Origin of the sequence: Flavobacterium sp., assembly GCF_036405015.1 — a bacterium.
Lineage (GTDB): Bacteria > Bacteroidota > Bacteroidia > Flavobacteriales > Flavobacteriaceae > Flavobacterium.
Map to the genome: position 1 here is coordinate 1 of NZ_DASWYK010000259.1, position 26,765 is coordinate 26,765.

Annotated in this window: 19 protein-coding genes; 7 read left to right on the forward strand and 12 right to left on the reverse strand. The window is 34.0% G+C overall.

Features of this window, described 5'->3' with window-relative positions; genetic code table 11:
- Positions 1 to 195 precede the first annotated feature (195 nt).
- Together VGE71_RS22565 and VGE71_RS22570 are read right to left on the reverse strand one after the other, a co-directional pair.
- On the reverse strand, positions 196 to 1,485 hold the full coding sequence (locus tag VGE71_RS22565; RefSeq protein ID WP_331140338.1) for a hypothetical protein: 1,290 nt from the start codon (positions 1,483 to 1,485) through the stop codon (positions 196 to 198).
- A gap of 616 nt (positions 1,486 to 2,101) precedes the next feature.
- The gene (locus tag VGE71_RS22570; protein WP_331140339.1) at positions 2,102 to 2,848 is read right to left on the reverse strand and encodes an NUDIX hydrolase; all 747 of its coding nucleotides are present in this window, start codon (positions 2,846 to 2,848) and stop codon (positions 2,102 to 2,104) included.
- Between the two features lie 396 nt (positions 2,849 to 3,244).
- Between VGE71_RS22570 and VGE71_RS22575 the strand changes: the two genes are divergently transcribed.
- The 5 genes from VGE71_RS22575 (at position 3,245) to VGE71_RS22595 (ending at position 12,839) form a co-directional block, all read left to right on the forward strand.
- On the forward strand, positions 3,245 to 5,503 hold the full coding sequence (locus VGE71_RS22575) for a TonB-dependent receptor (RefSeq protein WP_331140340.1): 2,259 nt from the start codon (positions 3,245 to 3,247) through the stop codon (positions 5,501 to 5,503).
- A gap of 12 nt (positions 5,504 to 5,515) precedes the next feature.
- The gene (locus VGE71_RS22580; RefSeq protein ID WP_331140341.1) at positions 5,516 to 7,828 is read left to right on the forward strand and encodes a glycoside hydrolase family 3 protein; all 2,313 of its coding nucleotides are present in this window, start codon (positions 5,516 to 5,518) and stop codon (positions 7,826 to 7,828) included.
- Positions 7,829 to 7,976: 148 nt separating this feature from the next.
- Positions 7,977 to 8,864, forward strand: coding sequence for an alpha/beta hydrolase (locus VGE71_RS22585; RefSeq protein ID WP_331140342.1), 888 nt, complete (start codon positions 7,977 to 7,979; stop codon positions 8,862 to 8,864).
- 25 nt (positions 8,865 to 8,889) lie between these two features.
- Positions 8,890 to 11,337 carry a beta-glucosidase gene (locus VGE71_RS22590; RefSeq protein WP_331140343.1) on the forward strand — a complete coding sequence of 816 codons (2,448 nt, stop codon included), beginning with the start codon at positions 8,890 to 8,892 and terminating at the stop codon, positions 11,335 to 11,337.
- Positions 11,338 to 11,420: 83 nt separating this feature from the next.
- A complete protein-coding gene (locus tag VGE71_RS22595; RefSeq protein WP_331140344.1) occupies positions 11,421 to 12,839 on the forward strand; it encodes a sugar MFS transporter in 1,419 nt (472 codons plus the stop codon).
- Positions 12,840 to 12,939: 100 nt separating this feature from the next.
- Here VGE71_RS22595 and VGE71_RS22600 read toward each other — a convergent pair whose 3' ends face one another.
- Complete coding sequence (locus tag VGE71_RS22600) at positions 12,940 to 13,146, reverse strand: hypothetical protein (RefSeq protein ID WP_331140345.1); 207 nt, start codon at positions 13,144 to 13,146, stop codon at positions 12,940 to 12,942.
- Positions 13,147 to 13,170: 24 nt separating this feature from the next.
- The gene (locus VGE71_RS22605; RefSeq protein ID WP_331140346.1) at positions 13,171 to 13,329 is read right to left on the reverse strand and encodes a hypothetical protein; all 159 of its coding nucleotides are present in this window, start codon (positions 13,327 to 13,329) and stop codon (positions 13,171 to 13,173) included.
- A gap of 286 nt (positions 13,330 to 13,615) precedes the next feature.
- Between VGE71_RS22605 and VGE71_RS22610 the strand changes: the two genes are divergently transcribed.
- The gene (locus tag VGE71_RS22610; protein WP_331140347.1) at positions 13,616 to 14,068 is read left to right on the forward strand and encodes a hypothetical protein; all 453 of its coding nucleotides are present in this window, start codon (positions 13,616 to 13,618) and stop codon (positions 14,066 to 14,068) included.
- 35 nt (positions 14,069 to 14,103) lie between these two features.
- Here VGE71_RS22610 and VGE71_RS22615 read toward each other — a convergent pair whose 3' ends face one another.
- The 8 genes from VGE71_RS22615 to VGE71_RS22650 form a co-directional block, all read right to left on the reverse strand.
- Positions 14,104 to 14,379, reverse strand: a complete 276-nt coding sequence (locus tag VGE71_RS22615; protein ID WP_331140348.1) for a hypothetical protein — start codon at positions 14,377 to 14,379, stop codon at positions 14,104 to 14,106.
- Between the two features lie 37 nt (positions 14,380 to 14,416).
- Entirely contained in the window at positions 14,417 to 15,019 is a 603-nt protein-coding gene (locus tag VGE71_RS22620) for a ferritin-like domain-containing protein (RefSeq protein ID WP_331140349.1), read from the reverse strand.
- A 17-nt stretch (positions 15,020 to 15,036) separates the two neighbouring features.
- Positions 15,037 to 17,181 (reverse strand): catalase, encoded by a 2,145-nt coding sequence (locus tag VGE71_RS22625; protein ID WP_331140350.1) that lies wholly within the window; start codon positions 17,179 to 17,181, stop codon positions 15,037 to 15,039.
- A gap of 231 nt (positions 17,182 to 17,412) precedes the next feature.
- The gene (locus tag VGE71_RS22630; protein WP_331140351.1) at positions 17,413 to 19,290 is read right to left on the reverse strand and encodes a CheR family methyltransferase; all 1,878 of its coding nucleotides are present in this window, start codon (positions 19,288 to 19,290) and stop codon (positions 17,413 to 17,415) included.
- 232 nt (positions 19,291 to 19,522) lie between these two features.
- Positions 19,523 to 22,801, reverse strand: a complete 3,279-nt coding sequence (locus tag VGE71_RS22635) for a CheR family methyltransferase (RefSeq protein ID WP_331140352.1) — start codon at positions 22,799 to 22,801, stop codon at positions 19,523 to 19,525.
- Between the two features lie 107 nt (positions 22,802 to 22,908).
- Positions 22,909 to 23,667, reverse strand: coding sequence for an SDR family oxidoreductase (locus VGE71_RS22640; protein WP_331140353.1), 759 nt, complete (start codon positions 23,665 to 23,667; stop codon positions 22,909 to 22,911).
- 35 nt (positions 23,668 to 23,702) lie between these two features.
- The gene (locus tag VGE71_RS22645; RefSeq protein WP_331140354.1) at positions 23,703 to 25,283 is read right to left on the reverse strand and encodes an FAD-dependent oxidoreductase; all 1,581 of its coding nucleotides are present in this window, start codon (positions 25,281 to 25,283) and stop codon (positions 23,703 to 23,705) included.
- A 166-nt stretch (positions 25,284 to 25,449) separates the two neighbouring features.
- Positions 25,450 to 26,142 (reverse strand): SRPBCC family protein, encoded by a 693-nt coding sequence (locus tag VGE71_RS22650; protein ID WP_331140355.1) that lies wholly within the window; start codon positions 26,140 to 26,142, stop codon positions 25,450 to 25,452.
- A gap of 228 nt (positions 26,143 to 26,370) precedes the next feature.
- Here VGE71_RS22650 and VGE71_RS22655 point away from each other — a divergent pair, with 228 nt between their 5' ends.
- Entirely contained in the window at positions 26,371 to 26,670 is a 300-nt protein-coding gene (locus tag VGE71_RS22655) for a hypothetical protein (protein ID WP_331140356.1), read from the forward strand.
- The last annotated feature ends 95 nt before the right edge of the window (positions 26,671 to 26,765 follow it).

The window sequence follows — 26,765 nt, forward strand, 5'->3', positions numbered from 1 at the left end:
TTTACTAAATTTTTAAAATGGTTTTGTTAGAAATAAAGCACTCGAAAGTAAAAACTATAATAAAGTTTAAAGTTTTTAGATTCAAAAAGAGATAATGTGAGAGGAAGTAAAGGGTAAAACGAAGAGTCTTAAATAAAAAAAGGAAACAGTTAAAATGATTACCTGTTTCCTTTTTTAATATTTTTTCTTTTTTGCTTATTTACCGCTTGATGCCGTAATTTTTCCTAATTGAAGTCTAAAATCTGGTCTTCTTGCATTGTCTAGATCAACAAATGTTTCTTTGTTGTCTGTATGTGAATAAACATTAGAGAAAATACTGTTTCCGTACCAGTTTTCTAAGTCTGCATTATCAGTCTTGTTTTCTGTAAAAATATTACCAGTACATTGATTGAAAAACATTTCCTCAAATTTAATTTTCTTAAGGTTGTCTCCATTGATTTCGGTATTGCTATCTAACAAAACAGCAGGATTAAATCCAGAAACTACACTTCTTTTTAATTCCAACGATGTGTTTTCAGCAACATAAACAGCTTCTTTTACCAAACCTTTCTGAATATCGTTTTTAATATTTTCGCTATCATTTAACATGGTGATGTTTGAAGCAGAAACGAAAGTAGATTTTTTAGTAAAGTCAGTTTCGTTTTTCTTTTCATATGCTCTTACTTCAAGACATCTAGAACCATCTTTATTACTTGATAAATATGATGATCTCACAGCAAGTGAATTGAACAAACGGCATTGAACACCTTGAGTAAGTCTAAAGTCATCATTGATTGATTTGTATGATACTAATTGAGAAGCATTTACATCACCACCATAGAAAGCAAACGAATTACCACCAGAATAACTCACCATGATGTTCTCTAAAACTGTTTTGTTTCCAGCTCCAGCAACAGTCAATCCGTTAAATGTATCTCCTCCTTTTATTTTTTTTCCTGCAAATTCAATTCTTACGTATTTTAAAACTCCAGAATTACCCGATGCATTTTCTCCTCCGTATACAGTAAGTGAAGGGTCAAGATCCATGTTATAAGAACCCGCATTACCAAATTTATTAATTGGTGCATCTCCAAGAATCACTAAACCTCCCCAGTCACCTGCTTTTTTCATACTATTGTTTGAAGTAAAGATAATAGGATCTGTTATCTGACCTTCTGCCATAATCTGAGCTCCTTTTGTAATAACAAGAGTTCCTTTAGTAGCGGCATCTCCGATAATTACTGTACCTGGTTCAATAGTAAGAACAGCATTATTAGTAACATATACATTTCCTTGAAGAACGTATACATTTCTTTTCATCAGTTTCGTGTTTTCAGCAATATTTCCAGCTAATATTTGATTTGGTTCCTTAGACTCAGATTTATGAGGTTTAAATTCTGTCCAGTTGTCCAGCCAGTTATTATATCCGATAATTCCTTTTTCCTGCTGTGCATTTACGCAGGCAGCTGTTAGCAATAAGCAAATCAGTAAAGTAATTTTTTTCATAGTCATGGGGCTTATGATTGGTATTATAATTTTTTTAGACACTTTTGAAAAAAAACATTTTCCGAAACAGTTTTTCTAAATTGATTAAAGCGTTTTTGAAAAATTTTATTTTACAGAATGAAAATAAAATTTAGAGTATGATTCTCTATAGTGTCTTTTACAAAAATAGGTAAAATGATTAGATTTTTCAGGGACTTTACGCACATTTAACATTTGTTGAGGCAAATTTAACATGGCCTGTTTAAGGAAATATTGCTTCTGATTTAGTCTTTAAGTGTCCCCTATATATTTTTATTTTGACCCTCATTTTTTCAAAAAATGGACTCTTTTTGTTTTTTAATTTTTTAAGATTTTTGCAATTAAAAGTAAGCGTATCTGTTTTGTTTTGTCTTGATTAACAATGTGTTATTGATGAAATTTAAAAAGAGTAAACAAAGTAGTACAAATAAAACAATACTGAGGATTATGGAATCTTCTCTTTCTTGTTTTATGGATTGCTTTTTGAAATATTTAGAGATTCTTTTGCCCAGATTTGCGCCTACAATTTCTGGTTTAAAATGAATAAATTGTTAAACCTATTTTCTAATATTGGTCTAAATTACGCTATTATTAAGGATTACCAGCCTCCTTTAAGTCCTTCTTTAAGCGCTTCATTATATTTCTCCAAATCAAAACTATACAAATCCGGAGCTTTGTGCGCGCCACCTTTGCGAGATTCGTCTAATTTAGTTAGAATATCGTAACGAAGAATTTTACGGTAAAAGTTCCCACGGTTTAATTTCTTTCCCAAAATACCTTCATATAATTTTTGAAGTTCTGGCATGGTGAATTTTTCAGGAAGAAGACTGTAACCAATCGGATGATTATTCAATTGTTCGCGAAGTGTTAGTAAGGCTTTATCAAAAATAGTACGGTGGTCCATCATAAAAGTTGGAAGATTTTCTATCGAATGCCATTTAACAATACTCGAAAATTCATCAATATTTAGTTTTACCTGACCATGTTCTGCCAGTGCATAATAGCCAATAGAAACAAAACGCTGTTTGTGCCACATACTATCATCATAATCTTGAAAAGCAAATTCAGAACGGTTTAAATTACCAAAAGTGTAAAATTGCTGCAGGTAAACATTCTCTGTTCCTGTTCTGTCTTTTAAGATACGAACTGCCGCATCATCGACATTTTCAGCCTTTTCTACGTAACCTCCAGGAAGTCCCCATTCTTCCCGATCTTTCATTTTTAAGATTAAAACCTGAAGTTCATTTTCGTGAAAACTGAAGATAACACAGTCAATAGAAAGTGTCGGAATATACTTTTTCCAAGACTCTTCAGAACGTGTTTCGAGTAGTTTTTTAAATTCCATGTGGGTACAATTAGCTCCAAATTTAAACTTTTTAATAGTTACGAGTCAAATTGTTTCAATTTTTTCTGACAATTTTAAGAGCGTCACAAAAAAATATTAAAAGGTGATATTTTATTTTTTAAGCGCTTCATTCAAATTTAATAAATCGATTATTTATCCTGTCTTTTTTTCAATAATTACAGCACTTTACACAAACGAGGTAGTAAAATTTAAGTGTGAGTTTGACAATTCAGACCTAACTTCTTATTTGTTGTTTTTATCGAATTTATAGCTTGGTTTTAATGCGATATTGAAAATTATAACATCAATTATTTGTTGATATGAAAAATAGTATTTAATATTGCTTCATTATGAAGCAATGAAAATTTCATAATGAAAACCTAACTTAAACTACTCATGAAAAAATTAATTATTGCCACACTTTGTCTGGCATTTTATCCAGCTTCCGAAGCTTTTTCGCAAGAAGATAAAAAACAACAACAAGCCACAGATTCGATTAAAAAAATGACCAAAATTGTAGAATCAGACACCAAGGAAGAAAAAAATAGAAATGTAATGCTGAATGCGGCCAACAATACTGGACCACGTGAAGTAAACATCGGACTTCCTTCATCGGTTGGTGGAATTACGATTCAAGAAAACGATTTGCCAGTGGTTTATTATTTCTGGCCAGAACTTCCAAACCGTACTTGGAGACAAAGTACAAGTTTAGAAAGAACAGGTTTATTAAAAGTAGGAGAAGCTGCTATTACAACCGGAGATTTAGGTTTTGCAGTTAACTCATACACAAAACTAGGAACCGATAAATTGGAAATTGTTGGAAATCTTTCTGGTTCAAGTTTTGGATGGATGAAAGGAGATTTAAACATTTCTGGTCCGTTGGCGAAAGGCTGGTCTTATACAATGGGAGCCTATGCCAATTTTGATCCGAATTCTTTCGATTTGAAATTTGCCAACTATTCTGACCGAACTCAAATTTACAGAGCAGGTTTGACGAAAAAGTTCAATAATGGAAAAGGGAAAATTAGTTTCTTGTATAAGTATGCAAACTCAGCATCTTTAACCAATTATGCCGTTTTTAGATATAAAGAAGGCGGAAAAGTAGAAGAATACAATGACTTTAAAATTGGACGTGATTCATATATCGTAAATGACGGAATCATGAAGTTTAAAGATATTATGACAGGAGAAACTAAATTTGCTGATATGGGAGGAAGTGATGCTGCAACTACTTCGCACACTTTTGATATCCTTGGAAATTATGATTTAGCAAATGATTGGAAATTGAATTTCTCTACTCGTTTCCGTTATGCCGAAGCTTCTCAGTTAATCTCAATTCCACTTGGAATTTTCCAGGCAAGTGCGGCAGATAATTTCACTTACAAATCTACAGGAAATGCTTATGTTGGAAATGTAAATTCGATGTTAGGATTATACACTGACGGAGTTCCTACAAAAACAGCAATGTCAAGATTTGAGCTTACAAAAAATGTTGAAAAACACAAATGGAGATTTGGTTTAACAGAATACTACTATCAGGTTGATGACTTTACGTCAAGCCGTTCTTTCTTTAACCAAACAGTAAGTGCAAATCCTGATAAATTGGTTCGTAACACACCAGGCGGAACTTCAAATACAGACGCTGACGGATTTTACAACTACAATGTCGGAGGTGAATATCACAATGGTTTCGAAAATAAATTATCAGGTTATTTTTCAGATAATTGGACCATTTCAGATCGTTTCAGTTTAGCTTATGGAGTGAATTTGAGATACCATAAATTAAAAGGAGATTATTATTTGACACCAAGAACACCAGATTTAGTGCTTGATCCAAGTCAGAAAACGTATTTCGATAACAACTGGTTCCATTTAGGAGGTTCGATCAATGCGGTTTATAAAGTAACAAAAAGTGCCGGAATCCTTGCCGATTTTACTTATACAGAAAAAAATGGTCAGTTAGAAAGCTATTCAGGAGCGGCAATTCCAAATAATGCAAAATCAAAAAGTCCGTTAGCAGCGTTTGGATTGTATTACAACAATAAAAATTTCAGCGTAGTTTCTCAGGCAACTTATTTAACTAGAAACAACTATTTGGCGAGATTAAACTTAGTAAATCCTTCAGATGCAACACAGTCAGAAGTAGCAACAGTTTTCTATGATATTCAAACTTTAGGATGGACTACAGATATTGTGGCTTCACCGTTTAAAGGATTTAATCTGCATTATTTAATCACTTTCCAAGATCCAGTTTACAAAAACTACGATTTTGCTGCTTTCGGAAATAACTATTCATACAACGACAAAAATGTATTAGAAATCTCGAAAGTATTAATGGAAATTGATCCAAGTTATACTTATAAAGATTTCAAGGTTTGGGCGAGTTTCCGTTACTTCAGCAAGCAATATGCGAACTTAACAAACGCCTTATACTTTGCGCCAAGATGGGAAACTTTTGGAGGAGTAAACTACAAAATCAACAAACATTTTGATATTGGCTTAACAGCTGTAAACTTCTTAAACCAAACAGGAGCAAAAGGAACAATCAACGGAGCAGAGTTAATTACAGATGCTTCAGCTTATTATGATCAGCTTTTGGTAGGATCTTATATCCGTCCATTTACTTTAGAAGCTTCTCTTAATTTCAGATTCTAAAATTTTCTTTCGATGAAAAAAATAATCATAACTGCTGGTTTCGCTTTTTTTCTGAGCGTTAGCCTGCAGGCACAACAAGCCAATTTTACGATTGTTAAAAATAATAAAGGTGCAGATTTAGGATATTCTCCTGAATCTGGCATCAAAATTTTGACTGTGAACGGTAAAAAGTTTAAAGATTTAAATAAAAACGGAAAGCTTGATAAATACGAAGATTGGCGTCTTTCGGCAGATGAACGAGCAAAAGATTTAGCTTCAAAAATGTCTGTTGAACAAATTGCAGGTTTAATGCTTTACAGTCGCCATCAGGCTTTGCCAGCTCCAGTTGATGGCTATCGTTCAGGACATTATAATGGGAAATTATATCCTGAAAGCGGTGCAAAACCTTGGGAATTAACGGATGAACAAAAGGCATTTTTAAAAGAAGATAATCTGCGTCATGTTTTAATCACAAGTGTAGAAACTCCGGAAGTTGCCGCTTTATGGAACAACCAAATGCAATCTTTTGTAGAAGGAATCGGATTGGGAATTCCAAGCAATACCAGTACAGATCCACGTCATACTGCAAATGTAACATCTGAGTTTAATGCAGGAGCAGGAGGAACAATCTCAATGTGGCCAGATGGTTTAGGAATGGCTTCAACTTTTGACCCGAAAATTGTGGAGCAGTTCGGACAAATTGCTGCAAAAGAATATCGTGCTTTAGGAATTGCGACGGCTTTGTCTCCGCAAATCGATTTAGGTTCTGAGCCAAGATGGTATAGAATCTCAATGACTTTCGGCGAAAGCCCAGCTTTAACCAGAGATATGGGAAGAGCGTATATTGATGGTTTCCAAACTTCATACGGAAAAGACGAAATTAAAGACGGTTGGGGTTACAAAAGTGTAAACGCAATGGTAAAACATTGGCCAAGTGGTGGCGCAGAAGAAGGCGGACGCGACGGTCACTGGGCTTACGGTAAATTTGCGGTTTACCCAGGAAATAATTTGCAACAGCATATCGATCCGTTTATTAATGGTGCTTTCAAATTAAAAGGAAAAACGAGTAAAGCTTCGGCTGTAATGCCTTATTATACGATCACTTTTGATCAGGATAAAAAGTACAATGAAAATGTTGCTAACGGTTACAGCAAATACATTATTACGGATTTATTAAGAGACAAATACGGTTATGATGGTGTAGTTTGTACGGATTGGTTGGTAACGGGTGACGAAGGTAAAACACCAAACATTTTTGCAGGAAAACCGTGGGGAGTAGAAAATCTTTCGATTGATGAAAGACATTACAAAGCGATTATTGCAGGAGTAGATCAGTTTGGCGGGAATAATGATAAAAAGCCAGTTTTGGCCGCTTACGAAACAGGAGTTAAAGAATTTGGGGAATCTTTTATGAGAGCCAGATTCGAAAGATCAGCGGTGCGTTTGTTGAAAAACATTTTCAGGGTTGGACTTTTTGAAAATCCATATTTGAATGTGGAAGAGACAAAAGCAGTTGTTGGAAATCCTGAGTTTATGAAAGCAGGTTATGATGCGCAATTAAAATCGGTTGTATTGTTAAAAAACAAAGCGGCTGTTCTTCCTGTAAAAGAAAAGAAAACCGTTTTTATTCCGAAGATTTATACGGCTTCAACCAAAGATTGGTGGGGAGTTGCTAGTCAGCCAAAACTAGAATATCCTGTGAATTTAGAATTGGTTAAGAAATATTATAATGTTACAGAAGATCCCTCAAAAGCAGATTTTGCCATTGTTTTTGTAACAAGTCCACAGAGTTTGGAAGGCGGCTACGATTTAAAAGATCGCACAAACGGAAGCAACGGTTATGTACCAATTTCACTTCAATACGGAACTTACACAGCAACAGAAGCCAGAACAAAAAGTATTGCTGCTGGAGATCAAGTTATTGATCCTACAATTAAAGATCGAACTTATAAAAACAAAACAGTTACTGCTGCCAACACGATGGATTTGAGAACAATTCTGGATACCAAAGATATGATGAACGGAAAACCAGTTGTTGTTTCGGTTACAGCAAATAAACCAATGATTTTTAATGAGTTTGAAAAAGAAGTAGACGGAATTGTTTTGAATTTCGGAGTTTCTTCTCAAGCTGTTCTAGATATCATTTCAGGAAAAATAGAACCTTCTGGTTTGCTTCCAGTTCAAATGCCGGCCAACATGGAAACGGTTGAAAAACAATTTGAAGATGTTCCTTTTGATATGATTCCGCATAAAGATACAGAAGGAAATGTATATGATTTTGCTTTTGGATTGAATTGGAAAGGTGTTATAAAAGACGCTAGAACTGAGGCTTATAAGAAACAGTAGTTTTTAATCTCGCAAAGTCGCAAGGTCGCAAAGTTTCTCTTTTTAAGTTTTAAACTTGGCGTCTTAGCGACTTTGCGAGAACCATAAAATCTGCAGAATCAGCTTAAATCTTAATAAATCTGCGTGAAATAAATAAAACAACAACAAGATGAAAAATAAATTAAAAATATTAATAGCCCTTTCAATGTTTGTTAGCATTTCTTCAAAAGCACAGGAAACTATAAAATTATACGAAGGAAAAGCACCAGGATCTGAAGATTGGACACAGAAAGAAGCTCAAATGTATTCGGATCTTTTTAAAACCGAAGTGGTTTACAATGTAACCGATCCAAGTTTGTTGGTTTATCAGGTTCCTAAAGGAGTTAAAAATACAGGAACGGCAATTGTAATTGCGCCAGGAGGAGGATTTCAAAGTTTATCTATCAACAGAGAAGGTAAAGAATTAGCGACCATTTTAAGTAAAAAAGGAATTACAGCTTTTGTCTTAAAATATCGTTTGAACAAAACAGAAACCAACGATCCTGCAAGGGAAATGATGGACAAATTGAAAGACAGAGCGGCTTTTGAAAAAAACTCGCTGGCTACAATTCAGTTGGCTGCAAAAGACGGAAAAACAGCTGTGAACTATGTTCGCAACAATGCTTCAAAATACGGCATAGATACTAAAAAAGTGGGGATTATTGGTTTCTCTGCCGGAAGCACTGTCGCAATGGAAACGGTTTTAGACAATACATTAGAACAGCTTCCAGATTTTGTCGCTAATATTTACGGAGGGCCAAGAGCCGAACTTTTGAATATTAAAATGCCAGAAAAAAAGATTCCGATGTTTATCTGTGCAGCGAGTGACGATCAATTGAAATTGGCTCCAAGAAGCATTCAAATGTACAATAAATGGCTAGAGGCAGATCAGAGTGTCGAGTTGCATATGTACTCAAAAGGCGGACATGGATTTGGAACGGGGAAACAAAACTTACCAGTAGATTCATGGGAAAACCATTTTGAAGAATGGCTTAAACTTCAAGGATTTTTAAATTAAAGAAACCACTTAAAAACTATATATCATGAAACATACAGTTACAAAAACAGTGAGAGTAACGCTTTTAACAGCGTTGGTACTTTCTAGCTTGTCTTTTAAAAAGTTACCAGATAACGAAAAAGATCCTGTAATTACCATCAACGGATTTAGTTTTGTTGATTCGAATAAAAACGGAAAATTAGATCCGTGGGAAGATACACGTCTTTCTGTAAATCAGAGAATTGATGCGATTATCAAGGAAATGACCAATGCAGAAAAAGTAGAATTATTAATTGGAACAGGAATGCCAGGAATCGAAGTACTGACAGGTCCAGTTGGAGATTCTAAACAAGGTTTAGTTCCAGGAGCAGCAGGAGGAACAGCTGCTTTTGAAAGATTCGGAATTCCTGCAACAGTGGTAGCCGACGGTCCTGCAGGTTTAAGAATTGCTCCAACAAGAGAAAATGATTCTAAAACCTATTACGCAACAGCTTTTCCAGTTGGAACAGCTTTGGCTTCGACTTGGAATAAAACCCTTTTGGAAGAAGTTGGAAAAGCAATGGGAAATGAAGTGAAAGAATATGGTGTTGACGTTTTATTAGGTCCAGCATTGAATATTAACAGAAATCCATTAAATGGAAGAAACTTCGAATATTATTCTGAAGATCCATTGATTTCTGGAAAAACAGCCGCAGCAATTGTAAACGGAATTCAATCTCAAGGTGTTGGAACTTCTATCAAACACTTCGCTGTAAATAACGAAGAAACCAATCGTTTAACGATTAACGCTCATGTTTCTGAAAGAGCCATTAGAGAACTGTATTTAAAAGGTTTTGAAATTACAGTAAAAGAATCTGATCCGTGGACGATTATGTCTTCTTACAATAAATTGAACGGAGTTTACACTTCTGCGAATAAAGATTTATTGACAGAGGTTTTAAGAAACGAATGGGGTTACAAAGGAATTGTAATGACTGACTGGTTTGGTGGTTTCCCAGGTTTTGAATCTATTCAAAAAGGATCAAATTCAGATGTTGTACAACAAATGATTGCTGGAAATGATCTTTTGATGCCAGGAATTCCAGTTCAGAAAAAAGCGATGTTAGAAGCTTTAAATTCAGGAAAATTATCTCAGGAAGTTGCCAATACAAATGTGAGAAGAATTTTAGAATATGTTTTCCGTACGCCGACTTTCGCTAAATACAAATACAGTGACAAACCAAACTTAGATCAAAATGCTGCAGTTACCAGAAAAGCGGCAACTGAAGGAATGGTTTTGCTTAAAAATGAAAAAAATGCTTTGCCTTTCGCTGACAAGCAAAAAGAAGTTTCTTTATTCGGAGTAACTTCATACGCTTGGATTACTGGAGGTACAGGATCTGGAAGTGTAAACAACAAACACACGGTTTCTCTTTTAGAAGGATTAAATGCAGCAGGTTATAAATTAGACAAAGAATTAGTTGATTTGTACACACCTCACGCTGAAAAAGAAGTAGTTGCCGAAAAAGAAAGAAGAAAAGCACGTGGCGTTTTGGCTTTACCAGAAAGACTTCCAGAATTAAAAATGGATGATGCTTTTATCGCTAAAAAAGCCGCAAGTTCTGAAATTGCTTTTGTGACTTTAGGAAGAAATTCTGGTGAAGGCGGAGATAGAGTAGTAGACAATGATTTCAATATGGCAAACGAAGAAATCGAAATGTTGGATAAAATCTCAAAAGCTTTTCATGCAAAAGGCAAAAAAGTAGTTGTGATTTTAAATATTGGAGGGGTAATCGAAACCGCTTCTTGGAAAGATAAAGTAGATGCCATTTTATTAGCATGGCAGCCAGGTCAGGAGGGAGGACATTCTGTAGCCGATGTAATTTCAGGAAAAATCAATCCGTCTGGAAAATTGACTATGACTTTCCCAACAAAATATACAGATACACCTTCAGCCAAAAACTTCCCTGGATTCCCAATTGATAATCCGCAAGAAGTTACTTATGAAGAAGGCGTTTATGTTGGATACCGTTATTTCAATACTTTCAACGTTAAACCTTCTTATGAATTTGGTTTTGGAAGTTCTTATACCACATTCGAATATTCTGGTATAAAATTAAGTTCTCCAACATTCAAAGATAAATTGACAGTTTCTGTAACAGTGAAAAATACAGGAAAAGTGGCTGGAAAAGAAGTGGTTCAATTGTATCTTTCAGCACCTTCAAAATCGATAGATAAGCCGAAAGAAGAATTAAAAGCTTTCGCTAAAACAAAAGAGTTGAAACCAGGCGAAAGTCAGACTTTAACCTTAACATTAGCTCCAAAAGATTTGGCTTCTTTCTTAGAAAATAAAAGTGCATGGATTGCAGAAGCAGGAAATTATAAAGTACTTGTGGGAGCATCTTCATTAGATATTAAACAAACTGGATCATTTTCAGTTTCAAAGGAAATTACAGTGGAGAAAGTGAAGAAAGCTTTTGAATTAGATTCAAAGTTTACCGAACTTAAACCTTAATTATAGTTAGTTACTGCTGAAAAACCGTCTTGATTTTTTTCAAGGCGGTTTTTCTCGATTTATATATTTTATTACATTTTGTTATGAATACCAAAAACAACTCTAATCAAGCGGTTCCTAATTATACCGTACCGCTGATTACGATCACATTATTATTTTTCATGTGGGGATTTATTACCTGTATGAATGACATTTTGATTCCTTATTTAAAGAAATTATTTGACCTTACTTTCGTAGAATCAATGCTGGTTCAGTTCTGTTTTTTCGGAGCTTATTTTCTGGGATCATTAACTTATTTTGTCTTTTCTTATTATAAAGGAGATCCAATTAATAAAGTAGGTTATAAAAAAGGAATTCTTTCCGGAATTCTACTTTCTGCCTTAGGTTGTATATTGTTTTTTCCGGCAGCTACTTTTTCGGTATATGGTTTATTTCTTGGCGCTTTGTTTGTTCTCGGATTAGGATTTACCATTTTACAAATTACGGCAAACGCATACGTTTCATTACTTGGATCCGAAGAAAGCGCATCGGGACGATTAAATATGACACAAGCTTTTAATGCTTTTGGAACCACAATTGCGCCTATACTTGGCGGTTACTTGGTATTTGGGCCAGGTGGCGATCACAATATCACAGCAGAAGCAACGCGTATCCCGTATCTTGTTTTTGCTGGAATTTTAATTTTAGTAGCAATCTTGATTTATAATGTAAAATTGCCTTCTTTTCAAACAGAAGAAACAGAACATGGAGGATTAGGAGCTTTGAAATTCCTGCAATTGCGACTGGGAATTTTAGGAATCTTCTGTTACGTTGGAGGTGAAGTTGCTGTAGGAAGTTTTATAATCAGTTTTCTAGAATTGGACAGCATTGGCGGTTTGACAGAAGCGGTTAGTAAAAACTATTTGGCTATGTATTGGGGTGGTGCCATGATTGGACGTTTTTTAGGAGCAATTTCACTCAATCAAAGTATAAATGCTTCAAAAAAAGCATTATATATGATACTGACTGCTGGAGCCGTTTTTGTACTGATTTACGCTATTGTAAACTTGACTTTTAGCCAAATGAGTTTTTTCCTTGTGTTTTTGGTTTTGAACTTTTTTGCTTTTATGATCGGAAAATCGGCACCAGCCAGAACATTGGCATTATTTGCTTCAATTAATATTGTTCTGTTACTTTTAAGTATTTTCACTACAGGAAAAATGGCAATGTACAGCATATTAGGAATCGGAATTTTTAACTCCATTATGTTTTCTAATATTTATACTTTGAGTATAGCTGGATTAGGAAAATATACAAGCCAAGGTTCGTCACTTTTGGTAATGGCGATTTTAGGAGGTGCTTTGATTCCGTTAATTCAGGGCGTTCTCGCTGATTCTGATTTTGGAGTACAAAAATCATTTATCGTTCCTGTGTTCTGTTATTTGTATATTCTCTGTTTTGGATTGTATTGTGCAAAGAATCTAAAGTTTGTCGAACATAGCAGGAATGTTTCAGGGCATTAATGTTCTAACTTATATAAAGAAAAATTTCGGGAAGATAATCCATTAGTTTTATTCCATTATTCAAGACAGGATCCTGAGTTAATAAAGCTATTTATTGGAATTATCTTCCTTCTAAATTTAGATCATTTATAATACTTTCATAATTGCCATTTGCATTTTGATTGCTATGTTCTGGTTTTTCATCCCAGTGTCCCCAATCTCCTTTATAGACCTTTAGGCAAATTAATTCATTATTATCTCCGGGATACATTTTTGTATTAGAAACACTGCAGGCATTTTTACCGATAGTTATTTTTGTATTTTCCATAGCTTGATTTTTTAATAAGTAAGTTTAATCAATTTTTGATGTGTCCAGAGTATCTACTTTATGTAGTAATGCTTCTTTTTGACTTCTTGTATCATTTTCATCTTCGCAAAGATGTTCACAACCGTAATTTAAAATGGAGGTAAGAGCAATAATCAGGAGTAATAGGATACCAAATTTTTTCATAGTTTTTGTTTTTGTGAGAAATTGAGTTCACAAAGATAAATCTAAGACTACTCGCTATTTACAGAATTACGTTTTGAATTTATATAATTCCCATTACCAAAACCTGCATAATATATTTTAAGAAGTGTTTAAACATTTGTATTTCTATGTTTAGAGCAGTTTTTGTTCTCAATTTCTTTCAAACATGGGAATTATATAACATTAAGAGGTAAATTATATAAATTGACGGCTTTATTCTAATGATCTTTGTAAGATTCTCTAGGTATAATCCCAAAAAAAGAAAATTATGAATAAGAGAGGTCCCATCATAATTATAGAACAAAATATAGAAGATCGCCGTTTATTTGCTCAGATTTTTTTGGAGTTATCCATAACAAATGAGGTGCTTTATTTTGATACACTTCAAGAAGCAGACGAAGAATTATTGTTGAATGATGCAAAACCTTTTATATTCTTTGCTAACATTCTTCAGTTTCAGGATGATAGCAAACATCAGAATTTGGAGCATCATAAAGATATTAGTCAAAAATCAGATTGCCCTTGTTTATTCTATTCCGTTTTATTTCCGAATTGTTTTGTTATCGATACTTATTCTGTTCCAACAAAAAGTTACTTTATAAATCCATATAGTGAAGAAAAGTTCAAACAAGTTTTAGGTTCAATTATTCAATTTTGGAATGAGAAAAAAGATCAAAAAGCTATCGCAAACAAAGAGAAAAAACAAAAGCAAAACTTATAAAATCAAACCCATCTAATTTCTAGATGGGTTTTTCTTTATAGATTACGATTTGGATTTGTACCAGCATCGTCGTCAAGATCTTCTAAATCTGCATTGTCAATTTCATCATCATCAAATTCTTCATCATCGTCGAAATCTTCGTCGTCTTCATCAGATTCATTGATTTCTAAGTCATCTCCATAATCAGGTTCCGCATTATCAGATATTGGATGAACTGTTGGAGGCATGTCAATATCTGGATCTTCGTATGGTTCTTTGTCTTGAAAATTATAATCTACCAGATTGTAATTTTCGTTTTCGTCTAAATTCATAATACAATATTTTAAAAGTTATTTTTTGCTTTAACAATTATTCTGCAGCTACGATATTTACCAAGTTTAAGGCAACATCGTTTAATAAACAATCTGCTTCTTTTTCTTCGGCAAGAGTCTGGGTCAATAATTTGGCTGCATCATTTTCGCCAATAGCTTTTGCAAAGGCAACTAAAGTTCCGTAAGTAGCAATTTCATAATGTTCAATTTTTTGAGAAGCGGCAATAATTCCTGCATCTCTAACAGCGCCAGGAGCGGTTTCTAAAAGAATGCTATCTCCTTCTTTTAATAATCCTGCCATGGCTTCACATTTTTTACCTTCGGCTTTTTCTCCTAATAAATCAAAAACCTGTTCTAGTCGCGCTACTTGATTTTCTGTAACAGAAAGATGCTCTAAAATAGTTCCCGAAAGTCCCGTGGCCGATGCGTTAGCCGCCATTTTTGGCAAAGCGCCGACTAAGGCATTTTCTGCCCAATAGATATCTTTTAAACTATCTAAAAATAAATCTTTCAATTCTGTAGCCGCATCTGGAGCTGGTTCTACAATATTGATTTTTTTTGCATTATTTTTTATATCTTTTGACTGATTCGCTTTTGGTTTTACGACATTAGTCTGACCTTGTTTTTCTGAATTTTTCATTTTATGTTTTTTTGAAATTAATTGTATAAGTTGGGTTCGCGCTGCCAAAAACGATGCATGGTCATAGCGGTTATAAATTCTTGAGCAAATGCTTCAGTTGCAATTTCGCTGGTTACAATTATGCCAGGATCGTCATTGGTGATTTTACCTGCAAAAAATGCTCCGCTAATAATTGCTGCAGCTTCGCCATCGGCACCAATAACTTTGCAGTGTTTATAAGCATCGTTTAGATATTCAAGTGCATCTTCATTTTCTGCCAATTCGTTAAGTCCAAGCCCGTGTGGAATGTAAACGGCATCAAACAATACAGAGGAAGCAGTTAAGAAACTAAACTCTGCCGCAATTGCTCCGTCAGAATCTGTTGTTACAGCACCTAAGTGTGGCGCAATTACACAGCCTTTTGCACCTTCTTTTTTAAGGGCATTTTTCATATTCATCACAGAAGTTTCAGAAACACCGTCTGATATCAGAATAGCCACTTTTCTAGATTCAATTGTTGACGAATTGGTTGGGTTTTTAATCATACTCAAAGCTTGCGAAGATTCAACTGCCTGATTGATAGTTTGCGGTTCCTGAGTTCCAGCTTTTTCTGTTTCTGGCGAAACGCCTTTGTTAATTGGTTTCTCTAAAATAGGAGGAACAGTTGCTCCAAGACCAATAGCTACTTTTTCGGCAAGTTCTGTGTCAATTTGTGATAATAATCCAAGCATTCGAACTCTAATGGCCGTAGTTTCTACTTTTCCAAGTTCAAATCGAAGCGCTTTTACGATATGGCTTTTTTCTTCTGGTGTCTGGCTGTTAAAAAATAATTTGGCTTGTCCGAAATGATCGGTAAAACTTTCACTTCTTGCTCGCACTTTATGAGCATCAATACGTTCGTTAAAACTTGCAAATCCGCCTTCAGCAATTTTTGCTTGATAAGGGCAACCGCCACCCAAAGAATTCGGGTGATAACTTACACGTCCTTTGTTGATTTCCTGACGCATGTGGCCATCACGTTGATTGTTGTGAACAGGAGCAACGCTTCGGTTAATTGGAATTTCATGAAAATTCGGACTTCCTAATCTTGATAATTGTGTATCTGTGTAAGAGAATAATCTTCCTTGTAAAAGCGGATCATTTGTAAAATCAATTCCTGGCACAACATGGCCGGGATGAAAAGCAATTTGTTCTGTTTCTGCAAAGAAATTTTCAGGATTTTTGTTTAAAACCATTCTTCCAATAATAGTGACTGGAACCAATTCTTCGGGTACAATTTTCGTTGGATCTAAAAGATCAAAATCGTATTTATGTTCGTCTTCGTTTGGAATGATTTGAACGCCCAATTCCCATTCTGGAAAATTTCCCATTTCAATGGCTTCCCATAAATCTTGTCGATGGAAATCTGGATTTTTACCCGAAATTTTCTGCGCTTCGTCCCAAGCAACGGCGTGTGTACCTAATTTAGGTTTCCAATGAAATTTTACAAAAACCGATTCTTCCTGAGCATTTACTAGCCTAAAAGTATGAACGCCAAATCCTTCCATCATTCTATAACTTCTTGGAATTGCGCGGTCTGACATTACCCACATAATCATGTGCATTGATTCTGGCATTAGTGAAATAAAATCCCAAAAAGTATCATGTGCAGATGCCGCTTGCGGAATTTCATTATGTGGTTCTGGTTTTACAGCATGTACTAAATCTGGAAATTTAGAAGCATCTTGAATAAAAAATACAGGAATATTATTGGCAACCAAATCATAAATTCCTTCTTGAGTATAAAATTTAACCGCAAATCCTCTTGCATCTCTGGCAAGATCTGTAGAACCTCTTGAGCCTGCAACGGTTGAAAATCTTGTAAAAACGGGTGTTTTCTGTCCTTTTTCCTGCAAGAAACCAGCTTTAGTTAATTCCGGAATCGGATTTGTTACTTCAAAAAATCCGTGTGCTCCTGATCCTCTTGCGTGAACAATTCGTTCTGGAATTCTTTCGTGGTCAAAATGCGTTATTTTTTCTCTTAAAATAAAATCTTCTAATAAACTTGGTCCGCGGTCACCAGATTTAAGTGAATTGTTGTCATCGTTAATTTTTACTCCTTGATCAGTGGTTAAAAATTTGTTTGTTCCATCAGAAGTATTGATGGATAAATCTCTTTGTTTTTCGTCTTGCAAATTCTTCATGGTGTTTTTTCATATTAGTTAAAACTCTTAATAAAATACAAGTGTACCTTTCTGGTTTGCATGTAGTTGTAGATCGTAAATTATCAAGTGTTTCAAATTTAGAGGATGAAAAAATGTCATTTTTATAGAATTGCTTATGATTTTTCTACAATTGCCACAGTGTTTTTTAAAACAAAAAAATCTCCAGAAATGGAGATTTTATATTTTTAATTTTAATGTAAAAGTTATTCATTAAACGTCCATTGAATCTGATGATGAAATGGAATTTTGATAAAAAATAATAAGCAATAGTTCAGGATGGGAGGGAAGGTAAATGATTTCAAAAGAATTTAAAAACGGCTGTCTTTTGGAGGAAATAAACTCTCCAGAAAAGCTCTTTTTTTCATTTTTAGCTCTTAGTATGTAATTTCTAAGTTGAAAAACTAATTCATCTCTAGCCATACTTAAGATGCTAAAACTTGGTTTTCCAGATGCCAACCGCAAAAATGGACTTGTATCGCCATGAAAATGTATGATTTCTAAATCTTCATTAATTAATACTGCTGCCGCTGAAAAATGTTCTAGTAAAATATCCGATGTGATTTTACTATAATCGTTTTTGGCTTCAATATCCTCTGCTATTTTAAGGTTTTTATATTGATTGTTATGACTTATTTTTTTTGATTGGAGAGATGCGATTGTATTTCGCGTATAGATTCTATCCAGTTTATCGACAGCTGTAAATAAGTGTGGCACGTGATGCGCCCATTCTGATTTTCCAAGAAATAAATAACCATTTAAACGTAGCGCATAATGAAATGATGCCAGCACTTGATTTTGTAAATGCGTATCAAAATAAATCAAAACATTACGACAGGAAACAAAATCAATTTTAGCAAAAGGGGCATCTTTTGTCAAATCGTGAACAGCAAAAACGCACATATCACGAATTATTTTATTGATATGAAAGCTATTGTCTCTTTTAGTAAAATATTTTGCAAGTCTTTTATCGCTTATATTTTTGACATCTTGTACAGTGTAAATTGCAGAACGTGCTTTAGAAATACACTTTTCAGACAAATCTGAAGCAATAATCTGCACTTTAATATCATTCCTTTCGATTTCTTCTAGATATTCATGAATGCAAATGGCAAGAGAGTAAGCTTCTTCTCCAGTAGCGCATCCAGCGGACCAAATTCTTATGGTATTATTAGTTAAATTTTCAATCAGGAAAGGAATTACAGTCTTGCATAAATTATTGAAAGCTTCCTGATCACGGAAAAAATAACTAACCGAAATCAAGAAATCATCAAATAATAAATCCTGTTCTTTGGAATTATTTCGAAGTAAATCGACATATTTTTCAACGGTTTCTTGTTTGGTGTCTACCATTCTTTTGGCGATTCTTCTTCGCAGAGTTGAATGCTTATAATGCTGAAAATCGGTACCTTTTTTGAGCAGTAATATTTCAATTATTTGATCGAGTAGTTGTTTTTCACTTGGTGTAGATTCTTCTTTTTCTTCGTAAGAATGTGTGATTACATTACTTTCATGAATTTGCAGAAGTTTGCTTGCAATTTCATGTGGTGCCGTAAAATAATCAATGTATTCAGAAGTGATCTCATTTTGAATAAGTCCCCTTTTAGAAAGGGCAGCAATTGTCGAACCGCCTGCTTCTTTTAATTTTTTAAGTCCTGTAGAACCATCAAGAGGAAACCAGGTTAAAATTACACCTATCGAGTAGGCTTTATATGTTTGTCCAACTGCTTCAAAAAACAAATCGAAACTATTATCTGCTTTACTGATTCTGTTTTTCGACTCCAATTTTAATATTCCATCTTCAAGAATCAGAAAATTATTTTCGGGAATGATGTATATTTGATTGGGTTGAATATCAACATGATGAACAATTTCAATAACTGGAATTTGCGTATAAGGTTTTAGTTCATCAGCGAGATTATGGGTTTGAGGAGAAGATAAATTTTCGAATATTATATAAGCTCTGCCCGAATCCAATGCAAGATTAGAAACTATGTTTCTTAAAATATCAATTTCAGCTCCAGAACTTCCTATTGCTGTAACTTGAAAATGAGTATTATGAGGTGCTACTATTGTTTCATTAGTTTTCATTTTGAGGGTTTTGTGGCAATCTTATATTTATGTTTTTGGTGAAATAAAAGATTTCCAAAACTTCAAAAATTGAAAAGGAAGATTGAGTAATAATTATAATCAATACTCAAAAATACATTCAAGGAAAAGTAGATTTCTTTATCTATAAATTTAAATCTACTTTACTTATGATGCTTGTAGAATTGCTGTAAAGACTTACATAATTCCCATTTCAAAATGTATTTTCACTATATTATAAAGGAAGATATATACTTATTGTAGTGCCAAAACCAGCTTTGCTTGATGCTTTTATAAAACCATTATGGTTCGATACAATCTTTTTGACAAGAGTTAAACCAAGTCCGCTTCCTGCATATTCATCTTTACTATGTAGTCTAAAGAAAGGATCAAAAATACGGTTTTCAAAGTCTTTGCTAAAGCCAATTCCATTATCAATAACATTGATTTTAATGTATTCCGTTTCTGTTTTGCCGCCAAGATTTGTTATTTCTTCATTAGAAGCTTTTGTTGTTTCAATTCTAATTTCTGGTGCAATATTTTCTTTCGAATATTTAATAGAATTTAAAATTAAGTTCGTAAGCAATTGCTGTATTTGAAACGCAATTACATTTATAGAATTCTCCGCAATATCAATATCTACGACAGCTTTCTTTTGCTCAATCGAATCTTTTATATCAGTCAGCGTTTTTTTTAGAAGTAGATTAAAATCGGTTTTTTTGAATTTTTTCTCGCTAAAATTTAATCTCGAATAATTAATCAAATCAGCAATTAACTGACTCATATTTTTAGCCGAATTCATTACGCGTTCCAGACTATGTTTTCCGTCTTCTGATAAAGTTTTTTCTTTTTCAAAAATTCGATGACAAAGCATGTGAATTTTATTTAAAGGTTCCTGCAAATCATGACTCGCAGCCGAAGTGAAATTTTCTAATTGCTCGTTATAAATCTGCAATTCAGAATTTCTTTTATTCAATAATTCATTCGAAGCCAGAATATCTGTAATATCTTCAAAGGCCAATAAAACCATGCCTTCTGGTTTTGTATTTTGAATTAAACGGGCATTGGCAACTAGTGTTTTTTTATCTCCATTAGAGTTTATCTGCAATTTATAATCTTCGATATTTTGTTTTTGAAAGACCATTTTAAAAAGTAATTCTTTAAAATCTGGAATATCCCATTGTGAGTTTCCAATTTCAAAAAATGAAAGTCCTTCGATATCTTTTTCTGTAGTATTGAAATATTTATAAAACGACGGATTGGCACTTTTTACATTATAATCTTTGTCAATAATAATCAATGGCTCTCTAATGGTTTGTACAATAGATTCAGCATAATTACGCATAGAAAGTAACTGCTCCTGACGATCCAAAAGTTCGTCATTGGTACACATTAATTCCTGATTATTCGATTGCAATTCTTCTGTAGAAGTCTGCAATTCTTCATTCATGGCTTGAAGTTCTTCAGTACTGCTTAATAATTCTTCATTTGTGGTTTGAAGTTCTTCAAAAGCAATCTGTTGTTCTTCGGTAACACGTTTTATATCTTCACGTAAGTGCGACAACTCTTTTTCGAGTTCTGCAATTCGAAGCTGATCGGCACTTTTTTTATTGTTTTTTGATTCTAAATCTGTTTCGGGAAGCGGATTTTTGCGGAAAAGAATCATCAAATGGTCTTCATCATTAGCAAGTGTCAAAATTTCAAAACAAGCCTGATAATTTTGACCTTTTACAGAAAGATGCTCTCGAATTATATTTTCTTTGTTTTTATTGATTTCAGAAATAGCATTGCGAAGTTCAAAACTAATTCCTTCACGAGCCATTTTTAAAATATTAAAGTTTGGTCTTCCTGGCGCTGGCAACAAAAATGGGGAAGTATCACCGTGAAAATGAACAATTTCTAAATGTTCGTTAATAATAACGCTCGCTGGTGTATATCGCGAAAATAAAATATCGTCAGCTACTTTTCTAAAATCAGTTTCCTGATTGGCATTATCGTATGTTTTTGTTTTAACAGCTAAATTATTGTAAGCAGGTTTAAAAGCCTGTGGCACGTAGCGAGCAGGCGTAAATTTTTTAGCGTAGATTTTATCTTGCTTAACAACAGCGTCAAACAAATGCTGGACACTATTTGCTGATTCTGATTTTCCAAGAAATAAAAAGCCTTTTTCTTTCAGTGAATAATGAAAGGAGCTTAGCACTTTTTCTTGAAGAAAAGAATTCAGATAAATCAGTACATTTCTGCAGGAAACCAAATCGATTTTGGCAAATGGAGGATCTTTAATAAAATTGTGAGTCGCAAAAATACACATGTCGCGAATTATTTTATTAAGATGATAATGACCGTCACGTTTGGTAAAATATTTTTCTAATCGGGTTTCAGAAATATGCTGTACGTCTTGCGCAGAATAAATTGCTGATCTGGCTTTTGCAATAGATTTCTCTGAAATATCTGATGCAAAAATCTGTACTTTTAAATCTTTGATATTATTCAGCGTTAAATATTCGCAGACTACAATAGCGAGAGAATATGCTTCTTCACCTGTAGAACATGCCGCCGACCATAGGCGTAGAGTATTATTGGTGCAATTTTGAATTAACTGAGGTAGAGCCGTTTCTGAAAGTGCTTCAAAAGAATCTTCGTCTCTAAAAAAGTAGGTTACCGGAATTAATAAATCATTAAAAAGTAGTTCTTGTTCGTTTTTATTGCTACGAAGAATAGTATAATAATCGCTCAAAGTCTCTTTTTTCAAAATAACCATTCTACGCGTAATGCGCCTTCTTATAGCAGGTCTTTTGTAATGAAAGAAATCATTTTCGGTTTTTTGTAAAATGAGATTCAAAATCTGGTTCAGAACATCTTCTTCTTTTTTAGAAATATGCTCTTCTTCGCTGTAAGCGTCATTCTCAAGATAACTTTTACGAATCGTAAACAATTGAGATATTATATTGTCAGGCGTTAAAACAAAGTCAACAGCATCTGCTTCGATAGCATTTTGTGCCATTGTTTTAAAATGTGCTGTTTCAGGATCTTGAACAATAGTTACACCGCCATATTCTTTAATTTTTTTCAGTCCATATGTGCCATCAAATGCAGATCCCGAAAGTATCACGCCAATAGCAAAACTTTTGTAAATCTGAGCAATAGCTTCAAAAGTAATATCAATATTTTGAGTGATTTTGTCAATTCGTTTGATAACATGCATTTGTAGAATACCATCTTCTGCCATTAAATAATTGTTCTCTGGAACAACGTAAATATGGTCAGGCTGAAAATCAATTTGATTCACAATTTCAACAACAGGAATCTTTGCCGATTTAGATAATTCGGTAGTAAGATTGCCTGGATTATTGGAAGATAAATGCTGTAATACAACATAAGCAATACCAGAATCTGCGGGTATTTGCGAAATTATTTTATGCAAAGCTTCTAACTCTCCTGTAGTGCCGGCAATGGCTGTTATTGGAAAATTTTGAGATTTTTTTTCAGTTGGATTGGTACTTTGTAAAGTCATTGTGTATAGGGGGACGTGTAATTCTTACTTTAAAGATACTATAATTTTTAACTTTTGCCTTTTAATTTGGAAGAAATACATTTCAAAATTTATTTTTTTTACTCCATTTAGATAATTTGTAAATGTGGCCTTATCTGTATACTTACAATATCACACCTTTTTGGCTGCGATAGACAGAAAAGAACACTCATGGCAATGTCTTCTGCTTCAAGCATTTCCATGTTTTTAATTTTCTCTTGCTGCATTTCTTTTGAATCAGGCTGCATGTCACTTGTTACCGCTCCAGGTTCTACATGCGAAACTTTAATTCCAAGCGGATTTATTTCTTTTCGAAGCGCTGTACTAAAACCTCTAATCGCTGTTTTGGTAGAAACATAAATAACTCCAGTTTTCTCTTTTACTTCGGCACTCATAGAACCGATGTTTACGATATGACCAGATTTTTGTTCTTTCATTCTGTTCACCGCTTCTTTAGCGAAAGCGATATAACCTAAAACGTTGGTTTCTAAGATATATTTCCAGTCTTCATAATCGCCTTCAATTAGACCTCCTGCGGGTAAAGCTGCGTTGTTTATTAAAATATCAATTCCTCCAAGATTACGATCTACTTTTCCCCAGATCATATCAATATCTTCTTTTTTGGTAATATCTGCGGCAACTCCGTAAATTTCGCCAACTTTTGATTTTTCTTTGATATCGTTCATGGCATTATAAAAGTCATTTTCATCTCTTCCAAAAATAAAAACGCGACCACCAAGCGAAACCAAAAGATCGGCAATAGCTTTTCCAATTCCAGTTGTGCCGCCAGTTATTACAATTCTTTTTTGACTGATATGTTGACCAAAGTAGTTTGCTATATTTTCCATAGTTTTTAATGATTTAAAAACATTTATATGCCGTTTTATTTAACTTCGATTTTATGTAAATCATTTTTTGCAGGTCCGTTGGTTACTGTTCCATCGCAGGCGAATCTTGAGCCATGGCACGGGCAGTCAAATGTTTTTTCGTCTGGATTCCATTGTACAACGCATCCTAAATGCGGACAAACTGCCGAAAATGCTTGAAGCGTATTATCATAGTCGCGGTAAACGGCTACTTTCTTTAATCCGAAAGAGAGGATACCACCGTCTCCTGCTTTCAAATCGGCTGTATTGTGGAGATCAGATGCAGTTATCCAATCCAAATATTGTGATGCCATATTTCCGGCTTCTTTTACAAAATCGCCAAAAGCCCTAAAAGTTATACGAGACGGATTGTATAAATCTTCCCACTTATTTTTAATTCCCAGAATTTGATCTGTAATAATCATGGCTCCAATGGTGGCATGTGTCATACCGTTTCCAGAATCTCCTGTAATGATGTAGATGTTTTTATCGCCAGGATTACGTCCTAAAAAGCCTAAAGAATCATAAGGCTCCATAACTTGTCCAGACCATTTATAACTGATTTCATCTACCATCGGAAAATACTGTTTTGTCCATGCAGCAAGTCTTTCATAGCGTTCTGTTTCAGGAATTCCTTCTTCATTGGCTTGTCCTGTTTTGTGATCTTCACCACCCGAAATCAATAAATCGTATTTATCATCAAAACTTTCCAGACGAACATAATGATAAGGCTGTGAAACCCATTTTGATTTCACATCTCCAGTATCCCACCACAAAGCATAAGGCAAAGAATCTTTCGGAACTTTAGCGCCTATTACATACGTTCTGTACGCATGTTGTTTGGTATGCATGGTCAGGACATCATTTATTGGAGTGTTGGTTGCCACAACAATGTGCTTTGCTTTAAAATCGAAACCATTGACTGAAGCTCCTTCTTTCGTTATGTTTTCGGCATGTGCTTCAGTAAAAATGGTTCCGCCGAGCGCTATTACAGCTTCGGCTAGTCCTTTTAAATAATGTAAAATGTGAAATTGCGCCTGATTTCTAAATTTAATAGATCTCTGGTTTTCTGCTCCTGCTAAAAAAGGAGTATTTAGTAATAAAGATGTATTGAGTCCAGCATTTGCGGTGGCTCTAAATTCATCGTCAAGATTTTTTTCTTTATCGCTGGGATGTAGAAATAAATAACCGTTGACTCTCTTAAACGAGCAGTCAATATTCAAATCGGTAACTATTTTTTCGATTTCATCGATAGCTGCAGTATGACTTTCGGCGGCAAGTTTTGAATTTTCTTTGCCAAAAGTATTTTCAAGGTAATAATATCGATCGTCAAGTGCGCATGTTAAATGTGCTGTTGTTCTTCCTGTTTCACCGCTTCCTAAAAAACCGTCTTCTACCAAAACTACTTTTTTTCCTGCTTGTAAAAGTTTGTAAGCAGTAGTTAGTCCGGCGATTCCTCCACCGATGATAAGTACTTCTGTTGAAATGTCTTGGCTCGGTTTATCGAAAGCTAAAATAGAAGTGGTATCAATCCAAAAAGAAACATGGTCTCCAGATGTAATACTTCCTTCATTTAATGTGTCTGCTGATTTATTCATCTTCTTGAGTTTAGCATTTATAAATCACTCTTCTCAAAGCTACAAACAAGAAACAGTTTTTCCTTATAGATTAAATTTTCAATTTTATAGGATTGCCATTGCATTAAAAAAGCGTCTCCGTAAATAGAAGACGCTTTTCTCAAAAAAATACAGGAAAGGCATTTTTTTAATTATTTTTATCTTGATGAGATTCTAAGTAAACTTTAAGATTTGAAATATCATCTTTGACTAATTTTTCAAAATAAGGATTTAAAAGTTTGGCAGCACTTTCTCCAGCAATTCCAAGAGGCGCATGATATGAAATAGTCACATCGAGTTCTGTTGCATTTCCTTTAGATTTAAAAACAACTTTTCCTGCATTTTTGATTGTAGATCCTTCAATAGAATTCCAGCTTAAAAGTTTATCTTTTTCATCTTTAATGATTTCTGCATTCCATGATAGCTGTCCAATTCCACCAGGACCTTTTGCTGTCCATTCAGAAGTAGTGGAACTTAATGATTTAACAGATTGCAAATGATTCATGAATTTGGGTAAGTTTTCTAGATTTCTCCAGAAGGAGTAAACTTCACTTACCGGTTTATCTATGACGCTGTTCACTCTGATGTTTACATTTGAAGCCTTGTCGTGCATTAAATGATCTGCTGCATCATAAACAGGACAATATCCCGAAATACCACGAAGCAACATCGCTCCTCCGGCACTTGCTTGTGTCATACTTTTGTTTTCTTTTGATAATGCGTTGTAAAGTAAGTATGCTCCGCTTGTGACCATTAAAATACGCTCTAATTTTGAAACATTATTTTTTAGCAAGGGCTTTGAATTACAAGCTTGATTGTGTTTTGATACTATTGTGTTCATAGCTATTGGTCTTTGATTAATACTCTGTTATATTTCTTTATTGAATTACAAAGACAAATTTCGTTCAGTCTCTTTAGTATAATTTATAATATTAAGTGCCTGATTTACAGATTTTACATTTATAAAAAACAAGTACTATGATTTCTGTAATAGAGAAATGGAATTATATAAGATTCTTGATTTACAGTGCTTTAGATTTGGAACTTTATAAACTTAAAAAAATTAATTATGAAAACTTTTTTTAAAACTATATTGATCATGCTGCTTTTTACAGCATTTGTTTTTTCATGTAAAAAGAATGAAAACAACAATACGTACCCTGATACAAATCAAACCGATTCTATGGATATGTCTGTAGATACAATTGGACCAGCACTGGATTCTTCTGCAACTTTAGATGATGAACAAAATGGTCAAAACGGAACAACAGGAGCAACAGGAGAAGGTACAACTGGTTCTGGAACTGCTGGTTCAACTCAAAAAGGAAATCAAAATGTGAAAACCGATTCTGTTAAAAATAATAAATAAGAGTCTAAAAAGAAAACTCTCAGTCAGGAGAGTTTTTTTTTATATCTGTTAATGGGCATTATATAAGTTAAAAAAGCAATACTAAAAGATAAAAC